General features: G+C 42.4%; 22 protein-coding genes and 2 tRNA genes. 19 read left to right on the top strand and 5 right to left on the bottom strand.

Annotation, left to right across the window (positions count from 1 at the left end):
• The first annotated feature begins 51 nt into the window (after nt 1–51).
• The 4 genes from PR795_RS13775 (at nt 52) to PR795_RS13760 (ending at nt 4,396) form a co-directional block, all read left to right on the top strand.
• Nucleotides 52–798, top strand: a complete 747-nt coding sequence (locus PR795_RS13775; protein ID WP_006657081.1) for a helix-turn-helix transcriptional regulator — start codon at nt 52–54, stop codon at nt 796–798.
• A gap of 348 nt (nt 799–1,146) precedes the next feature.
• A complete protein-coding gene (locus PR795_RS13770) occupies nt 1,147–2,448 on the top strand; it encodes an NAD(P)/FAD-dependent oxidoreductase (RefSeq protein WP_006657082.1) in 1,302 nt (433 codons plus the stop codon).
• Between the two features lie 56 nt (nt 2,449–2,504).
• On the top strand, nt 2,505–2,873 hold the full coding sequence (locus PR795_RS13765) for a cupin domain-containing protein (protein WP_006657083.1): 369 nt from the start codon (nt 2,505–2,507) through the stop codon (nt 2,871–2,873).
• Between the two features lie 29 nt (nt 2,874–2,902).
• Nucleotides 2,903–4,396 (top strand): aldehyde dehydrogenase family protein, encoded by a 1,494-nt coding sequence (locus tag PR795_RS13760; RefSeq protein ID WP_181480567.1) that lies wholly within the window; start codon nt 2,903–2,905, stop codon nt 4,394–4,396.
• A 58-nt stretch (nt 4,397–4,454) separates the two neighbouring features.
• On the opposite strand, the gene PR795_RS13755 is transcribed toward PR795_RS13760, so the two are convergent.
• Nucleotides 4,455–5,123, bottom strand: a complete 669-nt coding sequence (locus tag PR795_RS13755) for a helix-turn-helix domain-containing protein (RefSeq protein ID WP_006662847.1) — start codon at nt 5,121–5,123, stop codon at nt 4,455–4,457.
• Nucleotides 5,124–5,521: 398 nt separating this feature from the next.
• Between PR795_RS13755 and PR795_RS13750 the strand changes: the two genes are divergently transcribed.
• The 5 genes from PR795_RS13750 (at nt 5,522) to PR795_RS13730 (ending at nt 10,311) form a co-directional block, all read left to right on the top strand.
• The gene (locus PR795_RS13750; protein ID WP_181480568.1) at nt 5,522–7,015 is read left to right on the top strand and encodes an APC family permease; all 1,494 of its coding nucleotides are present in this window, start codon (nt 5,522–5,524) and stop codon (nt 7,013–7,015) included.
• Complete coding sequence (locus PR795_RS13745; RefSeq protein WP_006662845.1) at nt 6,990–7,595, top strand: DUF3156 family protein; 606 nt, start codon at nt 6,990–6,992, stop codon at nt 7,593–7,595. The genes PR795_RS13750 and PR795_RS13745 overlap by 26 nt, the downstream gene beginning before the upstream one ends.
• A gap of 150 nt (nt 7,596–7,745) precedes the next feature.
• Nucleotides 7,746–9,185 (top strand): alkaline phosphatase, encoded by a 1,440-nt coding sequence (gene phoA / locus PR795_RS13740; RefSeq protein ID WP_006657088.1) that lies wholly within the window; start codon nt 7,746–7,748, stop codon nt 9,183–9,185.
• Nucleotides 9,186–9,373: 188 nt separating this feature from the next.
• Nucleotides 9,374–9,904: a GNAT family N-acetyltransferase gene (locus tag PR795_RS13735; protein ID WP_112860334.1), complete on the top strand. Its 531-nt coding sequence runs from the start codon at nt 9,374–9,376 to the stop codon at nt 9,902–9,904.
• Nucleotides 9,905–10,056: 152 nt separating this feature from the next.
• Nucleotides 10,057–10,311: a DUF1435 family protein gene (locus PR795_RS13730; RefSeq protein ID WP_036950193.1), complete on the top strand. Its 255-nt coding sequence runs from the start codon at nt 10,057–10,059 to the stop codon at nt 10,309–10,311.
• Nucleotides 10,312–10,417: 106 nt separating this feature from the next.
• Here PR795_RS13730 and PR795_RS13725 read toward each other — a convergent pair.
• The 3 genes from PR795_RS13725 to rsmC form a co-directional block, all read right to left on the bottom strand.
• A tRNA-Leu gene (locus PR795_RS13725) sits at nt 10,418–10,503 on the bottom strand.
• Between the two features lie 122 nt (nt 10,504–10,625).
• Nucleotides 10,626–10,711, bottom strand: a tRNA-Leu gene (locus PR795_RS13720).
• A 176-nt stretch (nt 10,712–10,887) separates the two neighbouring features.
• Entirely contained in the window at nt 10,888–11,901 is a 1,014-nt protein-coding gene (gene rsmC, locus PR795_RS13715) for a 16S rRNA (guanine(1207)-N(2))-methyltransferase RsmC (protein WP_036960927.1), read from the bottom strand.
• 134 nt (nt 11,902–12,035) lie between these two features.
• Here rsmC and PR795_RS13710 point away from each other — a divergent pair, with 134 nt between their 5' ends.
• On the top strand, nt 12,036–12,446 hold the full coding sequence (locus PR795_RS13710) for a DNA polymerase III subunit psi (RefSeq protein WP_006657092.1): 411 nt from the start codon (nt 12,036–12,038) through the stop codon (nt 12,444–12,446).
• On the top strand, nt 12,415–12,885 hold the full coding sequence (gene rimI / locus PR795_RS13705) for a ribosomal protein S18-alanine N-acetyltransferase (RefSeq protein ID WP_006657093.1): 471 nt from the start codon (nt 12,415–12,417) through the stop codon (nt 12,883–12,885). The genes PR795_RS13710 and rimI overlap by 32 nt, the downstream gene beginning before the upstream one ends.
• Nucleotides 12,886–12,943: 58 nt before the next feature.
• On the opposite strand, the gene PR795_RS13700 is transcribed toward rimI, so the two are convergent.
• Nucleotides 12,944–13,888, bottom strand: coding sequence for a LysR substrate-binding domain-containing protein (locus tag PR795_RS13700; RefSeq protein ID WP_181480570.1), 945 nt, complete (start codon nt 13,886–13,888; stop codon nt 12,944–12,946).
• A 96-nt stretch (nt 13,889–13,984) separates the two neighbouring features.
• Between PR795_RS13700 and PR795_RS13695 the strand changes: the two genes are divergently transcribed.
• The 8 genes from PR795_RS13695 to deoC all read left to right on the top strand — a co-directional run bounded on the left by PR795_RS13695 (nt 13,985) and on the right by deoC (nt 22,772).
• Entirely contained in the window at nt 13,985–15,055 is a 1,071-nt protein-coding gene (locus tag PR795_RS13695) for a tartrate dehydrogenase (protein WP_181480571.1), read from the top strand.
• 184 nt (nt 15,056–15,239) lie between these two features.
• Nucleotides 15,240–16,829: a peptide chain release factor 3 gene (gene prfC / locus PR795_RS13690; protein ID WP_006657097.1), complete on the top strand. Its 1,590-nt coding sequence runs from the start codon at nt 15,240–15,242 to the stop codon at nt 16,827–16,829.
• A gap of 295 nt (nt 16,830–17,124) precedes the next feature.
• Complete coding sequence (locus PR795_RS13685; protein WP_071992053.1) at nt 17,125–17,268, top strand: Hok/Gef family protein; 144 nt, start codon at nt 17,125–17,127, stop codon at nt 17,266–17,268.
• Nucleotides 17,269–17,529: 261 nt separating this feature from the next.
• Nucleotides 17,530–17,943, top strand: coding sequence for a BON domain-containing protein (locus tag PR795_RS13680; protein ID WP_006657098.1), 414 nt, complete (start codon nt 17,530–17,532; stop codon nt 17,941–17,943).
• 144 nt (nt 17,944–18,087) lie between these two features.
• On the top strand, nt 18,088–19,167 hold the full coding sequence (locus PR795_RS13675; protein WP_006657100.1) for a patatin-like phospholipase family protein: 1,080 nt from the start codon (nt 18,088–18,090) through the stop codon (nt 19,165–19,167).
• A complete protein-coding gene (locus PR795_RS13670) occupies nt 19,157–19,957 on the top strand; it encodes a TatD family hydrolase (RefSeq protein WP_272516872.1) in 801 nt (266 codons plus the stop codon). The genes PR795_RS13675 and PR795_RS13670 overlap by 11 nt, the downstream gene beginning before the upstream one ends.
• A gap of 280 nt (nt 19,958–20,237) precedes the next feature.
• On the top strand, nt 20,238–21,533 hold the full coding sequence (locus tag PR795_RS13665) for a NupC/NupG family nucleoside CNT transporter (RefSeq protein WP_006657102.1): 1,296 nt from the start codon (nt 20,238–20,240) through the stop codon (nt 21,531–21,533).
• 459 nt (nt 21,534–21,992) lie between these two features.
• A complete protein-coding gene (gene deoC / locus PR795_RS13660; protein WP_006657103.1) occupies nt 21,993–22,772 on the top strand; it encodes a deoxyribose-phosphate aldolase in 780 nt (259 codons plus the stop codon).
• Nucleotides 22,773–22,855 lie beyond the last annotated feature (83 nt).

The following is a 22,855-nucleotide window of genomic DNA, read 5'->3' as shown; positions in this document are numbered from 1 at the left end:
GCCAAATATACAGGGTGATAAATTATTAATAAGTTAATGAGTGAGGGCTGAATGGATCATTATCTGCATAAATTACCTGACCTTATTGACTCAGTTGCCACCAATCAATTTTATCCAAACTTATTATCATGGTTGTCTTCGTTTGTGGTTTTTGATAATGCAATTATCTATGCCTTTGAAAAAGATGGTGCTCCACGTTTTCTATCGAAAGTTGAAAAGCGTAATAGTGATAGCGTTAATCGCATTTATCAGCGTGGGGCTTATTTGATGGATCCTTTCTATCAAGAACTACAAAAAGGCGGCAGTTCGAAGGTGTTAACATTGAAAGATGTTGCCCCTAAAGGTTTTTATCATACGGATTATTATCTTAATTTTTATCGTAAGACGGGTTGGTGTGATGAGGCAGGTTTACTGTTGGAATTATCCGCTGATAAGCAATTAGGCATTTTCTTTGGGAATGAAGACCAACCGTTTCTTGCTGATGAGAAGAAACAAGGTTCATTAAAGGAAGCCTTTGATATTATTAGAAGTATTGCTCGATTACATAAGGAAGTTGTGCCCAATTCAGTATCCAGTCATTATCGTAATACGGACTTACAGACTTGCTTTGGTTTGACGCCGAGAGAGTGTGAAGTTGTGGCGTTAATTTTGGAAGGTAAAGGCTCCCCTCAAATCGCTGAATCGCTGTTTATCAGCTTAGGCACTGTCAAAAATCACCGCAAAAATATCTATCAAAAATTAGACATCAACTCGCAGGTTGAATTATTTAATTTGTTAATGACCCCAATAAAACAGTAAATTCCGTGGCTTAAAATGATTTTCGTTACCTGTTTAGTATTTAGACTGAATAATGAAAATATGTATTATTTTTCAATGAATTAAAAATAATTATTCACTTTAAAAACACGTGAAATTCTATTTTTATCATAAAGTATTATATTTTTTATTAATATAATAATAAATATATATCCTTTTGAATTTAAATAGAAAAGTTTTTAATTGATTTAATCTTGTTTATAAGTAAATATTGTATCTACGTCACAAATGTTGGTTTTATGTTTCAAATGTCCCTAAAGGGCTATGTAAATGTTAATGTCAGGTTAAGATAATCAAGGTTATTCCCAGATACTAGATAGGGTATCAATTATGAATAACCAAGTAGAATCATTAACTTATTACTCAGCAACCAAAAAATATGACCTACGTTTTCCGACATTGAAAGAAGACATTGATGTTGATGTGGTGATCATCGGTGGTGGGTTCTCTGGTATTAACACGGCATTAGAGCTGTGTGAAAAAGGCATAACTAACATTGCTATCTTGGAAGGACGCCATCTTGGTTATGGCGGTACAGGGCGCAATGGTGGGCAAGTCATGGCAGGAATTGGTCATGACCTTGATGCAATTAAAAAACATGTTGGCTCTGAAGGCTTAGAAACGATTTTTAAGCTAAGCAACATGGGGGCAGGGATCATGCGCGACCGTATTGCTAAATACAATATCGATGCGGATTTTTGTCATGGCTATGCCTATTTAGGTAGCAATAAGCGCCAAGAGAAAACGCTGCGCAGCTGGCTGGCTGATTTTAAAGCTGTCGCACCCGATGAAGAAATTGAATTTTATACAGGATCTGATTTAAAGCAGATCATCGGTTCTGATGCTTACACATGTGGAATCAAACACATGGGAGGCGGTCATGTTCATTCACTTAACCTGTTATTGGGTGAAGCGAAAGCGGTGAGCGAATATGGCGCAAAAATTTTTGAAAACAGCCAAGTTTTGAATGTTGAGTACGGCGATACGGTAACGGTTCGTACCGCGATGGGCTCCGTGAAAGCAAAAAAAATGCTGTGGGCATGTGATGGTTTTTTGAATGGTCTCGAGCCGACGCTATACCCAAAAACCATTAATACCTATGCGTATCAGTTAATGACTGAAGAATTATCTGATGAGCTGATTGAACGTATTAGCCCAATTCGTGGGGCATACAGTGATATTCGCCCGGTTATCGATTACTACCGTGTGACTAACGAGAATCGCCTGTTATTTGGTAGCTCAACGTACTTTTTAGAATACATTCCATCCGACTTGAAAGCGTGGAACCGTAAGCTGATGTTGAACGTTTTCCCATACTTGAAAGATGTGAAAATTGAACTGGCATGGGGTGGACCAATGGCATGTAGTGCTAATCTCTTTCCACAGATTGGGACTATTCCAGGGCATAAAAACGTGTTCTATGTACAAGGTTATTCAGGCTTTGGTGTTACGCCGAGCCAGATCGTGTGTAAGGTTCTGGCTGAAGGCATGGTAGAAGGCTCAAGCCGTTATGACCTGATGAGCTCTATTCCTCATGCTGACATTATGGGCAAGGACAGTATGCGTAACGCCATCGTTTCTCTTGCTAAATGTTGGCATCAGGTATCTGGATACTGGCAAGGTCGCCGCTAGGTTTCTTAAATTTAATTTCCATTTTTGATTTCATTATATAAGAGAAGGTAAGAGAGATGATCAGCCCATTACTGTTAAATAAAGCACTTCCTGAATTACTGAACATTGGTAGCGTGAGCAATTTAGGTTCTGTGGTTGTTGAAGGCGATCCACAAGCTAGCGTGTCAATGATCCACGGTGAGCCAACTGATAATCTGACTTGTGGAATTTTTGCTTGCACAACTGGGAAATTTAAAATGGTTTACCCATTTGATGAGATGGCAACTGTCCATGAAGGTTCTGTGAAATTAACAGATGTGAAAACGGGTGTAACAGTGGAATACCATAAAGGGGATTCTTGGTTTGCTGCAAAAGGAACCGAAGTACTTTGGGAAATCAGTGCACCACGTTTTGTAAAACACTATTTAGCCTGCGTAAATGCATAATTGAATCAATTCACGAGGTGGAGAAAACGATGAGTGAGTTAACCCTATTACCAGAAGTTAGAGAATTCTTGAAACGTCAGCATGGTCATTTTATCAATGGATTGCCTGTTTCTGGCAAGGGAGAGGCTTATTTCGATGTCGTGAATCCAGCTACCGAGCAAGTGATTGCCAAAGTTAAAGAAGGGACGCGCGAAGAAGTTGATATTGCCATGAATGCGGCCTATGCCGCATTCAAAGACTCATGGGCAAATACTACACCGATGGAACGAGGCAATTGTTTGAATCGTTTAGCGGATTTGCTCGAAAAACACTTAGAAGAATTAGCACAATTAGAAACCTTAAGTTCCGGCAAAACGATTCAGTTATCGCGTTTTCTGGAAGTGGGTTCAGCGGCACAGTTCTTACGTTACTTTGCGGGATGGGCGACGAAGATCAGTGGTGAAACTCTGAATGTCTCATTACCGTCTTTTAATGGTGAAAAATATTCGGCATTTACCCAGCGTGAGCCTGTCGGGGTCGTTGCGGGGATTATCCCATGGAACTTTTCCATTATGATTTCCATTTGGAAATTAGCGGCGGCATTGACATGTGGCTGCACGATTGTGCTGAAGCCAAGTGAATTTACGCCTTTGACGATGTTACGAGTAGTGGAGTTAGCGAAAGAGGCTGGGATCCCTGATGGGGTTATTAATATAGTGAACGGCGGTGGGCGCGAAGTAGGACCCGCTTTAATTAGCCATGAGTTGTGCTCAAAAGTGACTTTCACCGGTTCAGTACCAACAGGGTTAGCGGTTGGACGCTCAGCGATGGAAGGTAAGTTAACACGAGTGACATTAGAGCTCGGCGGTAAAAATGGCGCCGCATTCTTAGCAGATTTATCCGTTGATAAAATTGTTAGTGGCATTATCGAAGCGGGTTATTTAAATCAAGGGCAAATCTGTGCAGCGGCAGAACGTTTTTATGTTCCATCGACATTGATGGATGCTGTACTGGAAGAGCTAAAAGCCCGTTTATCAGCTATGAAGATTGGTTCTCCATTAGATGAAGACACCCAAATGGGACCGTTAGCCAATAAAGCTCACTACAATAAAATTTTAAGCCTGTTTGAAAAGGCGCGCCAAGATGGCAGTGAAATTATCTATGGTGGGCAGCCAATTGCAGGTGCAGGGTACTTTGTCCCTCCAACAATTATTCGTGCAAAGAGTCCTGATGATGTCTTAATGAAGGAAGAGACATTCGGTCCTATCGGTACTTTCTTAGCTTATGATGATGAAGAAGAGCTGATTAAAATGATGAATAGCACGCCGTTTGGCTTAGCAGCAAGTGTGTGGACGAATGATCTCTGTAAAGCAATGCGTATGATTTCGCAAATTGAAGCGGGGACTGTTTGGGTGAATATGCATACTTTCCTCGATCCTGCTGTACCTTTTGGTGGGATTAAATCTTCAGGTATCGGTCGTGAATTTGGAAGTGCCTTTATTGAGCATTACACAGAATTAAAGTCCGTCATGGTGCGTTATTAGAGCGTTAGTGGTTTTTTCTGTAAAGCAACAGTTTTCCCGGTCTCTGTACCGGGATTTTTTATAGAATTTTATCTTGGCGGATGATAAACCCGGATGAGACTAACTCAGTTCGGTTATTCACATTGGCTTTGGTAAAAATGTTGCGAAGGTGGGTTTTCACGGTGGAAAGGGAAACACCTAATAGTAGCGCAATTCTTTTATTACTTGCTCCTTCACGTACTAAGTGAATAATTTCTTGCTCTTTTGGGGTGTAGGAGACCAGAGAGTCCGGTTTCACATCAAACGTCATTAATTCTGCGATGGGCAATATAGCATTGAGCCTGACCACTTCCTGTGGCGTAAATGGGGTATCCCTCAATACAGAAATACCCGCCACAATTTTATTTTTTCGACGAATAAAGATTTCCGCCATGTCTGCAATGTGGTTCGGCTGCATAAAATCATGGAAGAAAGTTTTATCTTGCTGACGCATCTCTACGGGCATTTTGACTAAGCGCAGATCTTCACCGCGAAAATGGTCGGGGTGCAAGGGGTCATGTTGGGAAAATGCAGAGAGGTACTGTTCATGCATACGCGTAGAAATGCCGTATAACACATGACTTTCTGGTTGCCACTGTTCATTGACTAAATAATATACTGCCGCAGAAATTGGGATGATATGGGCAATAGTATTGAGACAGCAGTCGATTAAGCTCTGTTGACTCTCACTAAATAACGGTTGTTCCATCATCGCTCCTCATTCAAATTCTCTACTGACTATCATGCAATTTAATTGGATTAACATAAAACAAACATGTTAATAACGTGAGCTTGATTACACTATTCAAAACTTGTTTTTAACTGCTCAAAGGGGATTTTCTGCCCTTGGGTATCTTTTGCGACTTATTTATTAATATATTAATGAGGTGCTTTTTGTCTAATCATTGATATTTAAATGATTATTATATTATTTATATTGTAAAACGGTACTTTTCGTTTCAGTTGATTGTTGTTCCCCTCTCTCTGGGTATCGTTCTAAAGGACGATGGCGACATGTTTATGCTTATTTCTATAGTGAGTAAGCAGTCACTTTATTTTTACAAAAAATTCACAATCTTGACTGTGAGCAGAGAGAGGGAAGCAAAAATGAATTTATTCTCAAAATTAACATCACATATTGAGAAAGGTAAGGTTGGCTTTCCAACTACGCTCGCCAGTTCGGTCGGCGTGATTATGGCAAGCCCAGTGATCCTCACGGTAACCAGTGGATTTGGAATCGGGGGCGATACCTTTGCCTTAGCGGTTTTATTGAGCTTTATCATGATGCAGGCTCAATTAACCACATTCTCTGAAGCCGCGGCAATTTTACCCACTTCGGGTTCAGTCTACGATTATATCTCTTGTGGCATGGGGCGCTTTTGGGCGATTACCGGTGCGCTGTCAGCTTATCTGATTGTCCACGTTTTTGCGGGGACCGCGGAAACGATTCTGTCTGGCATCATGGCATTGGTGAACTTTGAAAGCCTCAACACCGTGTTAGAAACCAATAACTCGTCTTGGATGGTAGGAGTAGGGCTAGTCGTTGCATTCGGCTTACTGAATGCATTTGGTATCGAAGCTTTTGGTAAGGTTGAAGTGGTACTGACTTTCGCGATGTGGAGTACATTGGTGATTTTCAGTATTTGCGGCTTGATGATGCCATTCCATGTATCCGCGGAGGGCTGGTTTGGTCAAGGTCTGAATATTTCTGACCCTACCGTTGTGCTCAGTTTCATTGGTATGGCGATGTTTATGTTTGTTGGTTGCGAGCTAGTGACACCAATGGCGCCAGAAATTAAAAATTCTGCCAAGGTTATTCCTCGTGCAATGACGATTGGTTTATGCGGTGTTGCATTTTGTATGTTCCTCTTTGGCGCGGCACTGACGAATCAAGTCGAAAACGTGATTGTCGATCCACAAAATGGTGTGAGTCTATTAGAAACGCCGATGGCCATTCCTGCATTTGCTGGGCAAATCATGGGTGACTTCGGTAAATATTGGATTGGTATTGCGTTATTGCTGGCGGGTGGTGCGACTATCAATACATTAATGGCGGCCGTTCCCCGTATTCTGTATGGCATGGCGTTAGATGGTGCATTACCAAAGGCATTCGCTTATTTACACCCTCGCTTTAAAACGCCAGTGTTCGGTATTTTAGTGGCGGTGATGATCCCTTGCTTACACGCATTTGCTATTCAGGGGGATTTAGACAGAATCATCCCGTTGGTGCTGGCGGCTGTGTGTTCGTGGGGAACGGCGTACTTATTAGTGACGATTTCTGTGGTGCTATTGCGTATTCGTCGCCCTGATTTACACCGTGCTTATCGCTCGCCATTCTTTCCAATCCCTCAAATTATTTCGAGTGTGGGGATAATCCTAGCGATTGTTTACATCACGCCTCCGGGTATGAATAAAGCAGATGTGTATATTCCATTTGCCATTATGTTGGGATTAACAGCGAGTTATGCATTAGGTTGGACCGTGTTAGTGCAGAAAGTAAATCCATTTAAACCCGTTCCGGTTGAACAGGTATTGTCTAACTCATTTGAAGATGACAATTCAGAGGAGGTGGAACTTGAGCCTTTACGTAACCTTGCCTAAATTATCGTGGTGGAAAAAGTTAACCCAAAAACGCCTCCCGACAGGGTATCAAGCGGGGTTAACGTTAAATAGGATAGAGAAAGATATCGCCCCTTATGTTTGTGAATGGGGGGCACCTGGAGTGCTCCTCATCCAATTGCCTCAAGGCATTAAAGTGGAAGTGACTGAGCGTGTAAAAACCTTGTTTATGGCGTTTATTGTGCATAGCCGTTTTGCAGTTTCAGGTAAATGTGATAGTGCGCTGGTGGCACAGATTGATGTGAAAACCGCAGGGTCTGCACGAAAAAAACAGGTGCGTTTTACCAGCCAGCAAGCCGATGGGCAGCCCTTTATTGAAAGTTTGGAGCAGTACCCAGTGATCCGCCAAACTTTCGAAGAGCTAGACTTCACTCATTGTCATATTGCTGTCAAAAATGGGGTTTGGCGGTGTGAAATTGAGCCTTATACTGCGTCTGAAATGGTCAGTCGGATCCCCGCAGCTCGGCGTTATTTACGTTTGACTAACCAGCAGCGCCATCGCTTATTAAGCGCATTACAGCTGATTTCCCAACTCATCACTCAACACGTTTCACATCGATAACGCCCAAATTGGGCGTTTCGCATTTATGACAAACATCTTGATATCGACATAAAACCGTCATTCAACTGTCATCTAGCTGCTCTAGCATGCTGGTCAACTATTCGAAGCATACTTATTTACTCTTCTTATTGATTGGCAAGGATAAAACTTATGACAGGTCATTTTATGAAATCTATGTTAGCCGTCGCCGTAAGTACGTTAATTTTAGGGACTGCAATTCCTGCCCATGCAGCAGATAAAAATGAGGCAGTTTCAGAAAGCCGCGCTGCAAAAGGGGATATCACGAAATTTGGTGGAGCTCGTCGTTTATCAACTGAACAGACGGATATCATGAAAGCTGCACTGCATAATGGTCAAGCAAAGAACGTCATTTTATTTATCGGCGATGGTATGGGTGATTCTGAAATTACCGTTGCGCGTAACTATGCGGAAGGGGCGGGTGGTTTTTTTAAAGGTATTGATGCGTTGCCAATTACAGGGCAATACACCCACTATGCATTAGATAAGAAAACACAAAAGCCAGACTATGTCACTGATTCTGCTGCCTCTGCAACGGCATGGTCTTCCGGTGTGAAAACCTATAACGGTGCTTTAGGGATTGATGTGTTTGGTAATGACCATGACACATTAATTGAAATCGCTAAACGTAATGGCAAAGCAACAGGGAACGTGACAACGTCTGAAATTCAAGATGCGACGCCAGCGGCTCAGTTTGCCCACGTAACGGGGCGTAAATGTTACGGCCCAGAAGAAACCAGCGAAAAATGTGCAACGAATGCATTAGAAAATGGCGGCCGTGGTTCTATCTCTGAACAGTTAATGATTACCCGCGCCGATGTCACATTAGGTGGTGGTGCGAAAAGCTTTAAGCAGGAAGCTAAAGCGGGTGATTACAAAGGGAAAACCTTGGAGCAACAAGCGGCAGAGCGAGGATTCACTATCGTCCGTGATGCTAAATCACTCGATGCAATCAAAGAAGCGAACCAAGATAAACCTGTATTAGGTCTGTTCCATGATGGCAATATGACGGTTGCGTGGGAAGGTCCAAAAGCGACATATCACGGTAACTTAAATAATGCCGCACTGGAGTGTAAACCAAACGCTAAGTTAGATCCGAATGCGCCGACATTGGCTCAAATGACAGAAAAAGCAATTAATTTACTGGAAACAAACCCGAATGGTTTCTTCCTGCAAGTTGAAAGTGCTTCTATTGATAAGCAGGATCATAAAGCAAATCCATGTGGTCAAATTGGCGAAACAGTTGCTTTAGACCAAGCTGTTCAAGTGGGTTTAGATTTTGCTAAGAAACATGGCGATACGCTTATTATCGTGACGGCTGACCACGCACATTCAAGCCAGATTATTCCTGATGGCACGAAATCATCCGGTTTAACTCAAGCGCTGATCACAAAAGACGGTACCGTGATGACCGTGAACTACGGTAACTCTGAAGAAGACGATTCACAGGAGCATACAGGTGCTCAACTACGTGTTGCAGCTTATGGTCCACATGCTGCGAACGTGATGGGTCTGACTGACCAAACCGATTTGTTCTTTACCATGCGTGATGCAATGGGATTGAAGCAATAAACCAACCCTTGTAGTTAAAAATTCTCTGCGGCAGGATGCTACAGAGAATTTTTTTTGTTTATAAAGCCCCATAAACCTCGACTCAATTTCTCCTTCATATCTGTATTTCTTTTTTATTACACAGCTTGTATGCTCTCTATCTATTCGATTTATATCGAATTTATATAAGAACTAAGAGAACAATAATAATGAGAAAAGTACGTGAACTCACGCGGGATGAAATCCCAAATCTGTGGTCGATTGATCGAACTGAATTGATTGAACATCTTTATCTTCACCAGCAGGGTAAATTAGTGTTATCTGCCCAGCGATTTGATATGAAAGGTTGGCCTGAAGGTGAAACGGATGCTTATACACCGCATTTACTTGCTAGCTATGATAACGGGGCTGTTTTCTTTGGGGTGTTTGATGAGGATAGCCTGATCGCCGCAGCCAGTTTAGATAACGTATGGCGCGGGGAAAAGCTAGATTTGCTACAACTCTCTTTCCTCCATGTTAGCCATCGCTATCGTGGCGAAGGACTGGGTGGAAAGCTTTTTAAACTTTGCCAACAACGAGCATTAGAAAAAGGCGCTGCTGGACTATATGTTTCGGCGACTCCGTCAGAAAATACAGTGCATTTTTATCAATATATGGGCTGTGAACTGCTCGAAAAGCCAGATCCTGAACTGTTTGCGCTAGAGCCTGAAGATATTCACTTTGTTTGTATTTTTGAGTGATGTTTTTACCGTAGGGGAAATATTTTCCTCACAAAAATTTGATTGATTTTTATAGAAACGCAGATATGATTGATAATCATTATCATCTTTAACGAAATTATAGACTAACTATGAGTTAGCTAAAGACTCGTTAGCTATAAATGGGAGGCGTTATGGGAACTAGCGTATCAAAAGCAACAGGGTTGCGGCGTATTGGCGCTGGTTTGTGGGGCGTCTTCGCGGTGGTGTTACTGAGTATTATGTATTTGCTGAGCAATATGGGGTTTGATCCACTGAAAGTGGCAATGATCACCTTGATGATTGCGACGGCAGGCATGCTGTTTAATCGGGGTTCACGGCGTTTACTCATTATTCCAGCAGTAATGTCTTTAGGTTGTTTCTTGCTGATTTTTATTATGCGAAGCTAAGATTATCTAAGCGATATCTAGGTTAGGAATATTGCGTGAATGTCCATCGAGGATTGAATATCTGAAGGTTGAATTCTTGAAGATTAAGGTTACGAATCATTAACAGTGGTGCGAAAGGGGGGACTTGAACCCCCACGTCCATAGGACACTAACACCTGAAGCTAGCGCGTCTACCAATTCCGCCACCCTCGCAAATACTGTCAAAATTCTTTCTATTGATACTTGCCTATATCATGCTCGACACATAGATAACTACCTGATACGGATAGCGAAGAGCAGTCAACGCATAGATAATTGAAATTATAAAGAGTAAGTGGTGCGAAAGGGGGGACTTGAACCCCCACGTCCATAGGACACTAACACCTGAAGCTAGCGCGTCTACCAATTCCGCCACCCTCGCAATACTAACTCTTTTGCATAATTGCTCATGCATCAATAGTACGGTGCGGATTTTAGGCTAATTTCGACAGACGTCAATAAATTTTTATCAGCGGTATATTGTTTGATGAAAAAACGGTCAACTTGATATGTTGACCGTTAGAAAAGAAAATTCACACGGATAACGTGCTGGTCGCTTTAGCGCTTAATTGCTTCGTAAACTTTAAATTTCCCTGTTTTAGCCAGTACAACATGACCACCGAATGCTTTATCGAGTAGATCAGGGTAAGGTAAAAATGCATTGGCGACGATGCGTAAACGACCACCTTTTTTCAGGTACTTAGGTGCTTGGAAAATCAATGTCTCTACCGCGTTATAGCTGGTGTTGATCCCATCATGGAACGGTGGATTAGAAATGATCCAATCAAATTTATCATCAAGGTCGGAATAGACATCACTTGGGATTATTTTTCCGGTAAGGTTGTTAGCCGCTAGAGTTGCCGTTGCAGAATCAATGGCTGATGCACTGACATCACTTAAGGTTAAGGTGACCGCTGGGTTTTGAGTACCAACCACCGCAGCAAGTACGCCGTTACCACAAGCCAGATCAAGCACATTACCGCTCATTGGCTCGGTCAATGTGGAAAGCAGCAAATCACTGCCGATATCTAACTCGTTATGGCTGAATACACCTGGAAGCGCATGAATTTTCACGTTATCAACTTGGTAATTGCGCCACCAACGCTTGATATCAAATTCAGTTGGCTGTTCTAATTCGCCATAATAGAGACCACAGCGACGTGCGGAGTCAATTTTTTGCAGTGTCGCAATCCCTTCCATAATCGCTTCGGCACTTTTGACGCCGCTACGATTTTCACCGACGATAAAAATTTGGCTACCTACAGCTAAATGTGTGCATAAATCATCGAGTTGGAAGGCGGCTTCTTGTTTGTTCTTGGACCAAAAGTAAATTAAGGTGTCGCAAGGTTTAACGAATTCCGCGGTTGCTGTTGAAGCAAACAGAACATTTTCACCCAATGCCGGCTGTAAGTTTTTCCAGCGATGGTACTGGTTAGTGAGAACGCGCACGCTGGCGGCTTCTAAAATTGTGCCCAGTTCATCCTGAATATCGCCTGCCAAAAGAACATGACGATCGATAAAGTGCTCTAAATGGCGTTGAATAACTTCGCTGGCGGGTGTCAGTAATGACATATTCTGTCTATCTCCTAAAATGAATATAACCACGCGGACTACCTTACCAGAAAAAAGATAAATAGCATTGCTCTGTTGGCGCTATTAATCCCCTTTGATAAGATGTGGTTGTTAACTAACGACTGGATAAAGCAATGACACGACGTGACAGACTTTTAGAACAAATGGGGATCACTCAATGGATGGTGAGAAATCCGACTGTGTTACGTGGTGAACGTGGTGTTCGCATTCCTGAGTCGACTAAGCTTATTATTATTACTGATGAGAACCTTGATTTAAACAGTCAGCTGTTAAAAGATATTTTTCTCGCAATGAAGATCAACGATGTTGATATTGTCTGTATTAATTCTCAGCAGCTAAAACTCATTCCAACACCAATAACTATACCTTGTTGGGTGATAGGGGATGGTATTCATCCCGAAGGTTCAAAAGTTACATTTATTTCTCCTGTTTTGTCTGAGCTGATAGCAAGCAGTAATGCTAAACAGGCACTATGGAAACAAATTTATCAATATGATGAAAATTTCAACACTCAAACAATCTGATCTCGCTACCGCCTTCTTAATTGAAAAGTTAAGTCATGATTTTCCATGGACTGAGCGAGTTTTTTATGGGAATCAAGGTGAAAAGTACCATAATCTAAAAATATCAGTTAATAATCAAATTGTTGGGTATGCAATAACACAATATGTATTAGATGAAGCTACGCTGTTCAATATTGCCATCCATCCTGATTTTCAAGGCCATGGCTACGGTCGTTTGTTATTAGAAAGATTAATTAACGACCTTGTTAGTCGAGGGATTTCGACGCTGTGGTTGGAAGTGAGAGAATCGAACGCGTCTGCGATTCATCTGTATGACAAACTGGGCTTTCAGCAAGCGACAGTGCGTAAAGATTATTATCCGACGAAAAATGGGCGGGAAGATGCGTTAGTACTAGCATTAACCTTGTTCAGTGAGGATATGTTTAGTCAAAAAGCGTAATACATTTTTCTAAAGAAAAACCACGGTAAGACTTGCGTGTTATCGTGGTTTTTTGTATTTAATCGCTTCCAACATAATGATATTCATCGTAAAAAATATTCGGTAAATGGGTAGTGAGGTACTTTTCAAGATTTTCAATGAAAACCCTAAGACTAGCACTATTACGTAAACTACGTGAATAGACAGCAAAAACGTCAGCGCCTTGATGCCATTGTGGTAGAACGCGCACTAATTTTCCTGACTGAAGTTCAGGGAGAACACTCCAAAGTGAACGTAATAAAATCCCTTCACCACTGAGGCACCATTGTTTGGCGACTTCTCCGTTATTGACCATTAATTTACTATTCGGTGTGATGGTCATGCTTTCTTGTTGGTGCTCTAATTTCCAGATTGCGGGAGCTTGATTGCGCTCTTTGATGGCAATACACGAGTGTTTTTGTTCAAGTTCTTGAGGTAAAGATGGTTGCCCATATTTTTGGATATAGGCGGGAGAGGCACAAAGTACTCGGTTATTGCGGGCTAACCGACGTGCAATGAATTGATCTGAAATGGTACCGCCAATGCAGATATCAAGATCGATATTCTCACTGATGATATCGATTGATCGATCCGTTAGCGTCAGATCAATACCTAAAATCGGGTAATCGGCACGTAATGCCAGAATAAAGGGATTCAGGTAGGTGCTACCAAAGCCTGTACTGCAACTGATGCGCAGTTCTCCGCGGATCTCCTCGCGACAAGCTTGTAATTCTCCCTGCATTCGCTCTAATTCTTCCAGTAACAACTCGCTGCTACGCAGAACAATTTTCCCTTCTGGCGTCAATTGAATGGCGCGAGCATTACGGAAAAACAGCGTTTGCCCTAAGTTTTCTTCCAGTAATTTAATGCGTTTCGATATATAGGCTGGAGATACCAATAGGAGCTCAGCCGCTTGGGAGAAGCTCATCAATCGGGCGACGGTGACAAATACACGGATATCTTCAAGCAACGGTAGCTTGTTCATAGTTTGTAAACCTAGGGATTACAGTTCATGCCTATACTTTATCACAGCAAGCCATAAACTGGAGGACATGCGTAGATAATAATAAGGGCATTGAAAATGGCACAATTTAATATAGCAGTCATTCCGGGTGATGGAATTGGAACGGAAGTGATCCCTGAAGGATTACGTGTTTTAGAGGCAGCAGCACAAAAGCACGGTGTAAAGCTTAACTTTGCACACTTTGATTGGTCGTGTGAAACCTATCACCGTACTGGTCGTATGATGCCGGAAGATGGTCTAGAACAACTGAAGAAATTTGATGCCATTTTCTTAGGTGCCGTTGGGTTCCCAGGGGTTCCTGACCATATTTCCTTATGGGGTTTGTTGCTGCCAATTCGCCGTGCGTTTAATCAATATGTGAATTTGCGTCCGGTACGTTTATTTGAAGGGATTAAATGCCCGCTGGCGGATAAAAAACCGGGTGATATTGATTTTTATGTCGTGCGCGAAAACGTAGAGGGCGAATATTCTGCCATTGGCGGAATTCAGTATGAAGGGACGGAAGATGAAATGGTGTCCCAGCAAAGTATTTTTACCCGCAAAGGGACTGACCGAATTTTAAAATATGCTTTCGAACTTGCCCGTTCTCGCGATAAAAAACATTTAAGTTCAGCCACGAAATCCAATGGATTATTTCACTCAATGCCGTATTGGGATAGCCGTGTGGCTGAAATGGCGAAGCAGTACCCTGATGTAAAAGTTGACCAATTCCACATTGATATTTTTGCGGCTAACTTAGTGAGAATGCCGGAATTTTATGATGTGATTGTGGGATCAAACTTATTTGGAGATATTTTGTCAGATCTTGGACCCGCCTGTACGGGGACGATTGCGATTGCACCGTCCGCGAATATCAATCCTGAAAAACAGTTCCCATCGATGTTTGAACCTGTGCATGGTTCTGCACCGGATATTGCTGGGAAAAATATTGCTAACCCAATTGGCACTATCTGGGCGGCAGCGATGATGATGCAGCATCTTGGTTGCCAAGAAATGCACGATACGATTATGTCAGCGGTTGAAACGGCTATTCGTGAGCGCCGTCATTTGACTCGCGATATGGGCGGAAATGCCAGCACACAAGAATTAGGGCTGGAAATTGCTCAGTTAGTGGCTGTGTCGGTGTAAGTTTATTGGGCTCCATCCTGTGGGTGGAGCGCCTAACATTTCAGGCTCTGATTGTTTATAACCCCAAGATCTGCGAAAATAACCGCCAATTACGATTAACAATACGGATTTGCTGCGCTAGAGCCACCTCGAGCCTCTTCCTGATGCCCATACAAATCTGGATATAGACGAAAAGAACGGTTAAATGACAGATCAGAATTTTCTCCATGAAGTTAGCACCCGTAGAACGTTTGCTATCATTTCTCACCCCGATGCCGGTAAAACCACGATCACTGAAAAAGTATTACTTTTTGGACACGCAATTCAACGTGCGGGAACGGTAAAAGGTCGCGGTTCTAACCAGCATGCCAAATCAGACTGGATGGAAATGGAAAAGCAGCGTGGTATCTCAATCACCACCTCTGTGATGCAATTTCCCTATAATGATTGCTTAGTGAACCTGTTAGACACCCCAGGACACGAAGACTTCTCGGAAGATACTTATCGTACATTAACTGCCGTTGACTGCTGCTTAATGGTTATCGACTCCGGTAAAGGGGTTGAGGATCGTACTCGTAAGCTGATGGAAGTTACCCGCCTGCGCGATACGCCAATTCTGACCTTTATGAACAAATTGGACCGTGATATTCGCGACCCAATGGAGCTGTTAGATGAAGTGGAAAATGAGCTGAAAATTGCTTGTTGCCCAATCACATGGCCAATTGGCTGCGGTAAGTTATTCAAAGGTGTTTACCACTTACTGCGTGACGAAACCATTTTGTATCAAACAGGTCAAGGTCATACAATTCAAGAAGTCCGCATCGTTAAAGGGTTAAATAACCCTGAGTTAGATGCGGAAGTGGGCGATGAGTTAGCGTCTCAATTACGTGAAGAGCTGGAGCTAGTTCAAGGGGCTTCCCATGAATTTGACCACGATGCCTTTATCGCGGGTGAGTTAACCCCCGTCTTCTTTGGGACTGCATTAGGTAACTTTGGCGTCGACCATATGCTTGATGGCCTTGTTGAATGGGCACCGGCACCGCAAGCACGTAAAACGGATGTGCGTGAAGTGGAAGCCACTGAAGAGAAATTTACAGGTTTCGTTTTCAAAATTCAGGCGAATATGGATCCAAAACACCGTGACCGTGTTGCCTTTATGCGTATCGTCTCGGGAACCTATGAAAAAGGCATGAAACTGCGTCAAGTTCGTACTAAGAAAGACGTAGTGATTTCAGATGCTCTAACCTTTATGGCGGGCGATCGTTCTCAAGTCGAGAATGCGTATGCAGGGGATATTATTGGCTTGCATAACCATGGAACTATCCAGATTGGTGATACTTTCACGCAAGGCGAAGAGCTGAAATTTACAGGGATCCCGAACTTTGCACCTGAATTATTCCGTCGTATTCGTCTGCGTGATCCTCTGAAGCAGAAGCAGTTACTGAAAGGCTTGGTTCAGTTATCAGAAGAGGGTGCCGTGCAGGTATTCCGCCCATTAACGAATAATGACCTGATTGTGGGTGCGGTCGGGGTACTGCAATTTGACGTCGTCGTTTCTCGCTTAAAAAGTGAATATAACGTTGAAGCGATTTATGAAGCCGTTAACGTGTCTACCGCACGTTGGGTTGAGTGCGATGATGTGAAAAAATTCGAAGAATTTAAGCGCAAAAATGAGCAAAATTTAGCGTTAGATGGTGGTGACAATTTATCTTATATTGCACCAACAATGGTTAACTTGAACTTAACCAGCGAACGTTATCCTGAAGTGAAATTCCGTAAGACACGCGAACATTAATCATTCTTTATTCTTCACGTGATAATTTTGAAATGGCCAACTTAGTTGGTCATTTTTGTTGTATATCTAATTAATTATCAGTTTATTCAATTAAGTAGCTACTGGAACGAGTATTTTTTCGTGAAGGGCATGCTGCTATGATGACCGTGGGTGCTTGGATCATTTTGGTTCAAGCAGACAACACGTTGTGAGGACCCAAAAGACGAAAGCCCCGAGTTCTATTTAACAGTAACTCGAGGCAGTCTCCAACCCAACAATTGGATTCTGTCTCCTTTTTGTACAGGAGTCAAGAGGAATGACCAAGCTTGCTTTATTAGGGCTAATGACCGTGTGTATCACGGTCTTGTGTCTTTCACTGCAACTACGAGATAGGTTATGTACTATCAATGTAGTGAGTGGAAATACAAAGGTTCAAGCTACTCTGTTATGTATTGAGTAGTCTGGTGGGGGAGTTATCCCCCACATTTCTCTTCTGTTGTTCGTTGGTGGTACCAGCACCCTATTTTTCTATTCTTACTACAGCTAGAGAATGATTTGTCGCTTTCTGATTTGAATAATCGAATTAAGAATGTTTTTCTGGGAATAAAATTTTTCCTTTAGTAATCCTCTGATAGATGAGTTATTTGACTTTATTTTTACCTATTTTTTACTTAGGCTATGACATTGTTAGTTTATTAATCATACCAAGAGGAAGGTTCCAATGAAAAAGATCGCCGTTTTACGTTCTTTAGGTGTCATTGGGTTGAGCTGGGCACTTTTTGCTTGTAGCTCATCATCGGATAGCGCCTTGAAAAAACAAGCTTCGGAAACTTGGGACAGCGCAGCTAAAACTGTTGAAATGGCAGGAAAAGATACAGGAAATGCCATTTCTAGTGGCGTGAAAAGCACCGACACTTATATGGATGATTCATCTATTACTGCGGATATTAAAAGTAAGCTCTTAAGTACGAGTGGAATCCCAAGCAATAGCGTCTCAGTGAAAACGATTCAAGGTGTGGTTTACCTCTCAGGTTTCCTTAAATCTAGCGAACAAATAAATCAAGTTGTACAAATCGCCTCGACAGCAAAAGGTGTAAAATCAGTACAAAATGGTTTAGTTCTGGCAGATAAGTAATTTCTTTTAAATGGGCTTTCAATTGAAAGCTCATTTTGTTATTTGCTCTCCCAGAGAAAAGCGGTTTAATGAAAACCAATGTCATTTGATTGATAGTGGGATTGATGAACGAGTCGTCAATGTCAATATAGATAAAGGGTTACTATGGGAAAGCATGTTCCAGTCACTTTAGGCACGATTGAGCCACTCGCATTTTCTGACGAAATTAACGGAGGAAAAACCGCACTTATTTGTGAAGGAGGCGGTCAGCGTGGTATTTTCACTGCGGGTGTATTGGATGAGTTTTTGATAGAAAACTTTAACCCTTTTGATTTGATGATTGGAACCTCTGCAGGCGCTCAAAATCTATCGGCTTATATCTGTGGGCAAGCAGGTTATGCTCGCCGAGTCATTACGCGCTATACCACCAACCTTGATTTTTTTAACCCACTGCGATTCATTCGTGGCGGGAATTTAATCGACCTTGATTGGTTGATTGAAACCACGGCGAAAGAGTTCCCTCTTAATATGGATGCAGGGCTTGAATTGTTAAAGTCTGGGCGTGAATTCTATATGGGAGCAAGCCGTAGTGATGATTTTTCTGCTGAATTTTTACAACCGGATGCGGATTCGTGGTTAGACATCATTCGCGCTTCCAGTGCAATTCCTGGGTTTTATCGGACAGGCGTTGAATTTAGTGGTGTGCGATATCATGATGGTGGAATCAGCGCAGCTATCCCTGTTGAAGAAGCTTATCGGCGTGGTGCTGACACCATTGTTGTAGTTCGTACAGTGCCTTCTCAGATGTATTTTACACCTGAGTGGGTTAAGCGTATGACGCGTTGGTTAGAAGGGGATAATTCGGCGTTACAGCGAATGGCTGCGATGTTAAAAGTTCACTTAAAAAGCTACCGTAAAACCCAAGAATTTATTGAAAACCCACCTGATGGCGTACAAATTTTTGAAATTTACCCGCCCACACCGCTGAAAAGTAGTGCGTTGGGTAGTAAAATTAGTGCCTTAAACCAAGACTATCATGTAGGTCGTCGTTGTGGACGCTATTTTATTGCTGCATTGGCTCAACAATTTGCCAGTAATGATACGAGTTTTAATCGATTTTCTAAGCGTAGACATTCGTTAGAATTGGCCCATATAGAAGATCAGGAAGAATCCTTACTAGTCGAAAAGGTGGCTGATGTTGTTGGCGCTAACGTTTTGCAAGGTAGCCAAGTGCATGATGGATAATCCTCATTTTATCGATACCCACTGTCATTTTGATTTTCCTCCATTTAGCGATGCATTGTCAGACAGCTTAGAGAAAGCCGCAGAAGGAGGGATAACAGATATCATTATCCCAACGGTGAGTGCAGATAATTTTCAGCGAGTTTGGAGTCTCTCTCTTGATTATCCCCAGTTGTATGCCGCAATGGGGTTTCATCCCTTGTATTTAAGTCAGTTTCAAGAAGTGCATTTTGAAATGCTGGTAGATTTTTTGGCGCGTAAAAGTAAAAAATGTATCGCTATTGGGGAGATTGGACTCGACCTCTATATGCAAGACCCACAATTTGAGCGCCAACAAATACTGCTTCAGCGTCAACTGAAGTTAGCTAAACAGTTTGACTTACCGATTATCCTGCATTCGAGAAAATCCCATGATCAACTAGCTGCCATGTTACGTCGCCATGATGTTCCTGCTCGTGGTGTGGTGCATGGTTTTGCGGGTAGTCTCTCTCAGGCTGAAAACTTTGTGAAATTGGGATATTACATCGGTGTTGGAGGAACAATCACTTATGAGCGGGCCAATAAAACACGCCAAGTGATGGCACAACTTCCGCTAAGTTGTTTAGTGTTTGAGACTGATGCGCCGGATATGCCTGTATCCGGTTTTCAAGGTGAACCTAATCGACCTGAGCGTATTCAGTGGGTATTTCAGTCTTTATGTGAGCTGCGACACGAATCTGCCGATGAGATAGCACAACAACTTTACAACAATAGTCGGACGTTATTTAATCTAAATCAGACCGAAATGCGCTAATTGATAATTATTTCTTATGTATTTCCATGAGTTACTCAAGTAAAACCATTCAGCTTTTTACCTAATAGACTATCGTATTCGTGCCTTTCCAGACTAAACTGACCGCCTATTGTGATGCTTATCACAATATTTGAATTTATGTTGCTTATTGCACTTTGGATTTGTGATGAATATTGCGGGTTATTAATGATGACTGGTTATAATCATCGAACTAAGACTCGCGGAGTCTTGCGAGTTTATTTATACATTAACCTAGAATTAAGTGAACAGGGATACTTCCATGCAACTCATTTTGAGTATTGTTGGGATGGCGGTGCTTATTGCGATAGCCGTTCTTTTCTCCAGCAATCGTCGAGCCATTAGACTTCGTACAGTCGGCGGTGCTTTTTTAATCCAAGTCGCCATTGGTGCATTTGTTCTTTATGTCCCTGCGGGGCGCAGTGTTTTAGAAGGTATGTCTAACGGCGTATCTAAAGTTATCGGTTATGGCCAAGATGGGATGAGCTTTATCTTTGGCGGACTGGTTTCTGACAAAATGTTTGAGTTATTTGGCGGTGGCGGTTTTATCTTTGCTTTCCGTGTATTGCCTATCATCGTGTTCTTCTCATCATTGATTGCAGTCCTGTATTATCTTGGCATCATGCAACTGGTCATCAAAATTCTAGGTGGTGGTCTGCAAAAAGTTCTGGGAACCTCAAGAACCGAGTCTTTATCTGCAACGGCGAATATTTTCGTTGGTCAAACAGAAGCCCCTCTGGTTGTTCGTCCTTATATTTCGACCATGACGACCTCTGAACTATTTGCCATCATGTGTGGTGGTTTAGCCTCTGTAGCGGGCTCTGTCTTAGCCGGTTATGCGCAAATGGGCGTCCCAATGGAGTACCTGATTGCAGCATCCTTCATGGCGGCACCGGGTGGTTTGCTATTTGCTAAATTAATGGTGCCAGAAACAGAAGTGGCTAGAGATAACGTGGATGCCAAAGATTTAGTCGCTGAGGAAGATCGCCCAACGAATATCATTGATGCCGCAGCATCTGGTGCAGCATCCGGTATGCAGCTGGCTCTGAACGTGGGGGCTATGTTACTCGCGTTTATCGCATTAATCGCTCTGATCAACGGTATTTTAGGTGGCGTCGGTGGTTGGTTTAACTATCCACAATTATCCCTAGAATTATTATTGGGCTGGGTATTTGCGCCAATCGCATACCTTATTGGTGTGCCATGGAGCGAAGCGACCATTGCAGGCTCATTTATTGGTCAAAAAGTCGTTGTAAACGAATTCGTGGCTTTCATGAACTTCGGTGAATATATGAAAGCAGATGCGGATGTGATTGCAGCGGGTAAACAAGTTCTGTCTGATCACTCTAAAGCGATTATTTCTTTCGCACTGTGTGGTTTTGCAAACTTGTCTTCTGTGGCAATTTTGCTGGGTGGCTTAGGTGGAATGGCTCCAAATCGCCGTAGTGATGTAGCTCGTTTAGGTATGAAAGCCGTTATGGCCGGTACGCTCTCTAACTTAATGAGCGCAACCATCGCAGGCTTCTTCTTAACCTTGGCAGCAATGACCGCAATGTAATCCCTCTATTTTGCAGCGGAAGGGCAATTTGTCTTTCCGCTGTCATTTTCTTCTGAGATATTCTTTTTCTGTTTTGTATCGTAACTTTTACTTTTTCAACTATCCTTAACGTAATCAATTTATGACGAAGCGGCGGCAGTCAGTATAATGACGGTGAAACAGTGAGTGATTACCTGCTATACTGTGATATTGTTCACGGATATATATTTAATAATGTAACGTTCAGTCGATAAATGTGATTTGTAGCGCATAAAATATCCCAGTTACGTGGTCAAATAGGTATTAGTAAGTTGCCACGGAACTGATAGTTCTTAGAGTCAACTGACTCTAGGGCACCGTGCGGTGAGATGGATCTCAGCTGCTGAGTTTGGAAAACCTAACTAGCATCTTTATGGAACAAGCCCGCTCGCCAACAAAGAACGTATCGTTCTGAAAGAATTAACATCGTTGGAGAGTTATATGACTGATTTAAAAGCAGCAGCGCAACGCGCACTGACCCTGATGGACTTAACCACATTGAATGATGACGACACTGATGCGAAAGTTATCGCACTATGTCATCAGGCAAAAAGCCCTGCAGGCCATACCGCTGCTATCTGTATTTATCCTCGTTTTATTCCTATTGCACGTAAAACATTACGTGAACAAGGAACACCCGATATCCGTATTGCAACTGTCACCAACTTCCCACATGGTAATGATGATATTGAAATTGCATTAGCAGAAACGAAAGCGGCTATCGCTTACGGTGCTGATGAAGTTGATGTTGTTTTCCCTTATCGTGCATTGATGGCAGGGAATGAAAAAATTGGTTTCGATTTAGTGAAAGCATGTAAAGATGCATGTGCAGAAGCAAATGTATTACTGAAAGTAATCATTGAAACAGGCGAATTAAAAGACGCAGATTTAATTCGTAAGGCATCTGAAATTTCAATCAATGCAGGTGCTGATTTTATTAAGACATCGACAGGTAAAGTACCTGTGAATGCCACTTTAGAAAGCGCTGAAATCATGATGCAAGTCATCCATGATATGGGCGTCGCGAAAAGTGTTGGTTTCAAACCTGCTGGCGGTGTTCGTACCGCTGAAGAAGCAGCACAATATTTAGCCTTAGCAAGCAAAATCTTAGGCGACAATTGGGCGGATGCTCGCCATTTCCGTTTTGGGGCATCTAGCTTATTAGCGAACTTATTAAATACGCTAGGATTTGACGTTAAAAAGTCCACTAGCAGCTATTAATAATCGCAGTCATCAGTGACATCAGACTATTGCCCAATCGATTTTGGGCAATAGCAGTGACTGTTTAGCCGAAGAATTCGATG

This window comes from Providencia sp. PROV209, from assembly GCF_028479485.1.
GTDB lineage: Bacteria > Pseudomonadota > Gammaproteobacteria > Enterobacterales > Enterobacteriaceae > Providencia > Providencia alcalifaciens.
This window is presented reverse-complemented; position numbering and strand designations above follow the sequence as displayed.

What these genes read in the sequence shown, in the direction of transcription:
- PR795_RS13775 (WP_006657081.1), top strand. Translation starts at nt 52, where the DNA reads ATGGATCATTATCTGCATAAATTACCTGACCTTATTGACTCAGTTGCC.
- PR795_RS13770 (WP_006657082.1), top strand. Translation starts at nt 1,147, where the DNA reads ATGAATAACCAAGTAGAATCATTAACTTATTACTCAGCAACCAAAAAA.
- PR795_RS13765 (WP_006657083.1), top strand. Translation starts at nt 2,505, where the DNA reads ATGATCAGCCCATTACTGTTAAATAAAGCACTTCCTGAATTACTGAAC.
- PR795_RS13760 (WP_181480567.1), top strand. Translation starts at nt 2,903, where the DNA reads ATGAGTGAGTTAACCCTATTACCAGAAGTTAGAGAATTCTTGAAACGT.
- PR795_RS13755 (WP_006662847.1), bottom strand. Translation starts at nt 5,123, where the DNA reads ATGGAACAACCGTTATTTAGTGAGAGTCAACAGAGCTTAATCGACTGC.
- PR795_RS13750 (WP_181480568.1), top strand. Translation starts at nt 5,522, where the DNA reads ATGAATTTATTCTCAAAATTAACATCACATATTGAGAAAGGTAAGGTT.
- phoA (WP_006657088.1), top strand. Translation starts at nt 7,746, where the DNA reads ATGACAGGTCATTTTATGAAATCTATGTTAGCCGTCGCCGTAAGTACG.
- PR795_RS13735 (WP_112860334.1), top strand. Translation starts at nt 9,374, where the DNA reads ATGAGAAAAGTACGTGAACTCACGCGGGATGAAATCCCAAATCTGTGG.
- PR795_RS13730 (WP_036950193.1), top strand. Translation starts at nt 10,057, where the DNA reads ATGGGAACTAGCGTATCAAAAGCAACAGGGTTGCGGCGTATTGGCGCT.
- rsmC (WP_036960927.1), bottom strand. Translation starts at nt 11,901, where the DNA reads ATGTCATTACTGACACCCGCCAGCGAAGTTATTCAACGCCATTTAGAG.
- PR795_RS13710 (WP_006657092.1), top strand. Translation starts at nt 12,036, where the DNA reads ATGACACGACGTGACAGACTTTTAGAACAAATGGGGATCACTCAATGG.
- rimI (WP_006657093.1), top strand. Translation starts at nt 12,415, where the DNA reads ATGATGAAAATTTCAACACTCAAACAATCTGATCTCGCTACCGCCTTC.
- PR795_RS13700 (WP_181480570.1), bottom strand. Translation starts at nt 13,888, where the DNA reads ATGAACAAGCTACCGTTGCTTGAAGATATCCGTGTATTTGTCACCGTC.
- PR795_RS13695 (WP_181480571.1), top strand. Translation starts at nt 13,985, where the DNA reads ATGGCACAATTTAATATAGCAGTCATTCCGGGTGATGGAATTGGAACG.
- prfC (WP_006657097.1), top strand. Translation starts at nt 15,240, where the DNA reads ATGACAGATCAGAATTTTCTCCATGAAGTTAGCACCCGTAGAACGTTT.
- PR795_RS13685 (WP_071992053.1), top strand. Translation starts at nt 17,125, where the DNA reads ATGACCAAGCTTGCTTTATTAGGGCTAATGACCGTGTGTATCACGGTC.
- PR795_RS13680 (WP_006657098.1), top strand. Translation starts at nt 17,530, where the DNA reads ATGAAAAAGATCGCCGTTTTACGTTCTTTAGGTGTCATTGGGTTGAGC.
- PR795_RS13675 (WP_006657100.1), top strand. Translation starts at nt 18,088, where the DNA reads ATGGGAAAGCATGTTCCAGTCACTTTAGGCACGATTGAGCCACTCGCA.
- PR795_RS13670 (WP_272516872.1), top strand. Translation starts at nt 19,157, where the DNA reads ATGATGGATAATCCTCATTTTATCGATACCCACTGTCATTTTGATTTT.
- PR795_RS13665 (WP_006657102.1), top strand. Translation starts at nt 20,238, where the DNA reads ATGCAACTCATTTTGAGTATTGTTGGGATGGCGGTGCTTATTGCGATA.
- deoC (WP_006657103.1), top strand. Translation starts at nt 21,993, where the DNA reads ATGACTGATTTAAAAGCAGCAGCGCAACGCGCACTGACCCTGATGGAC.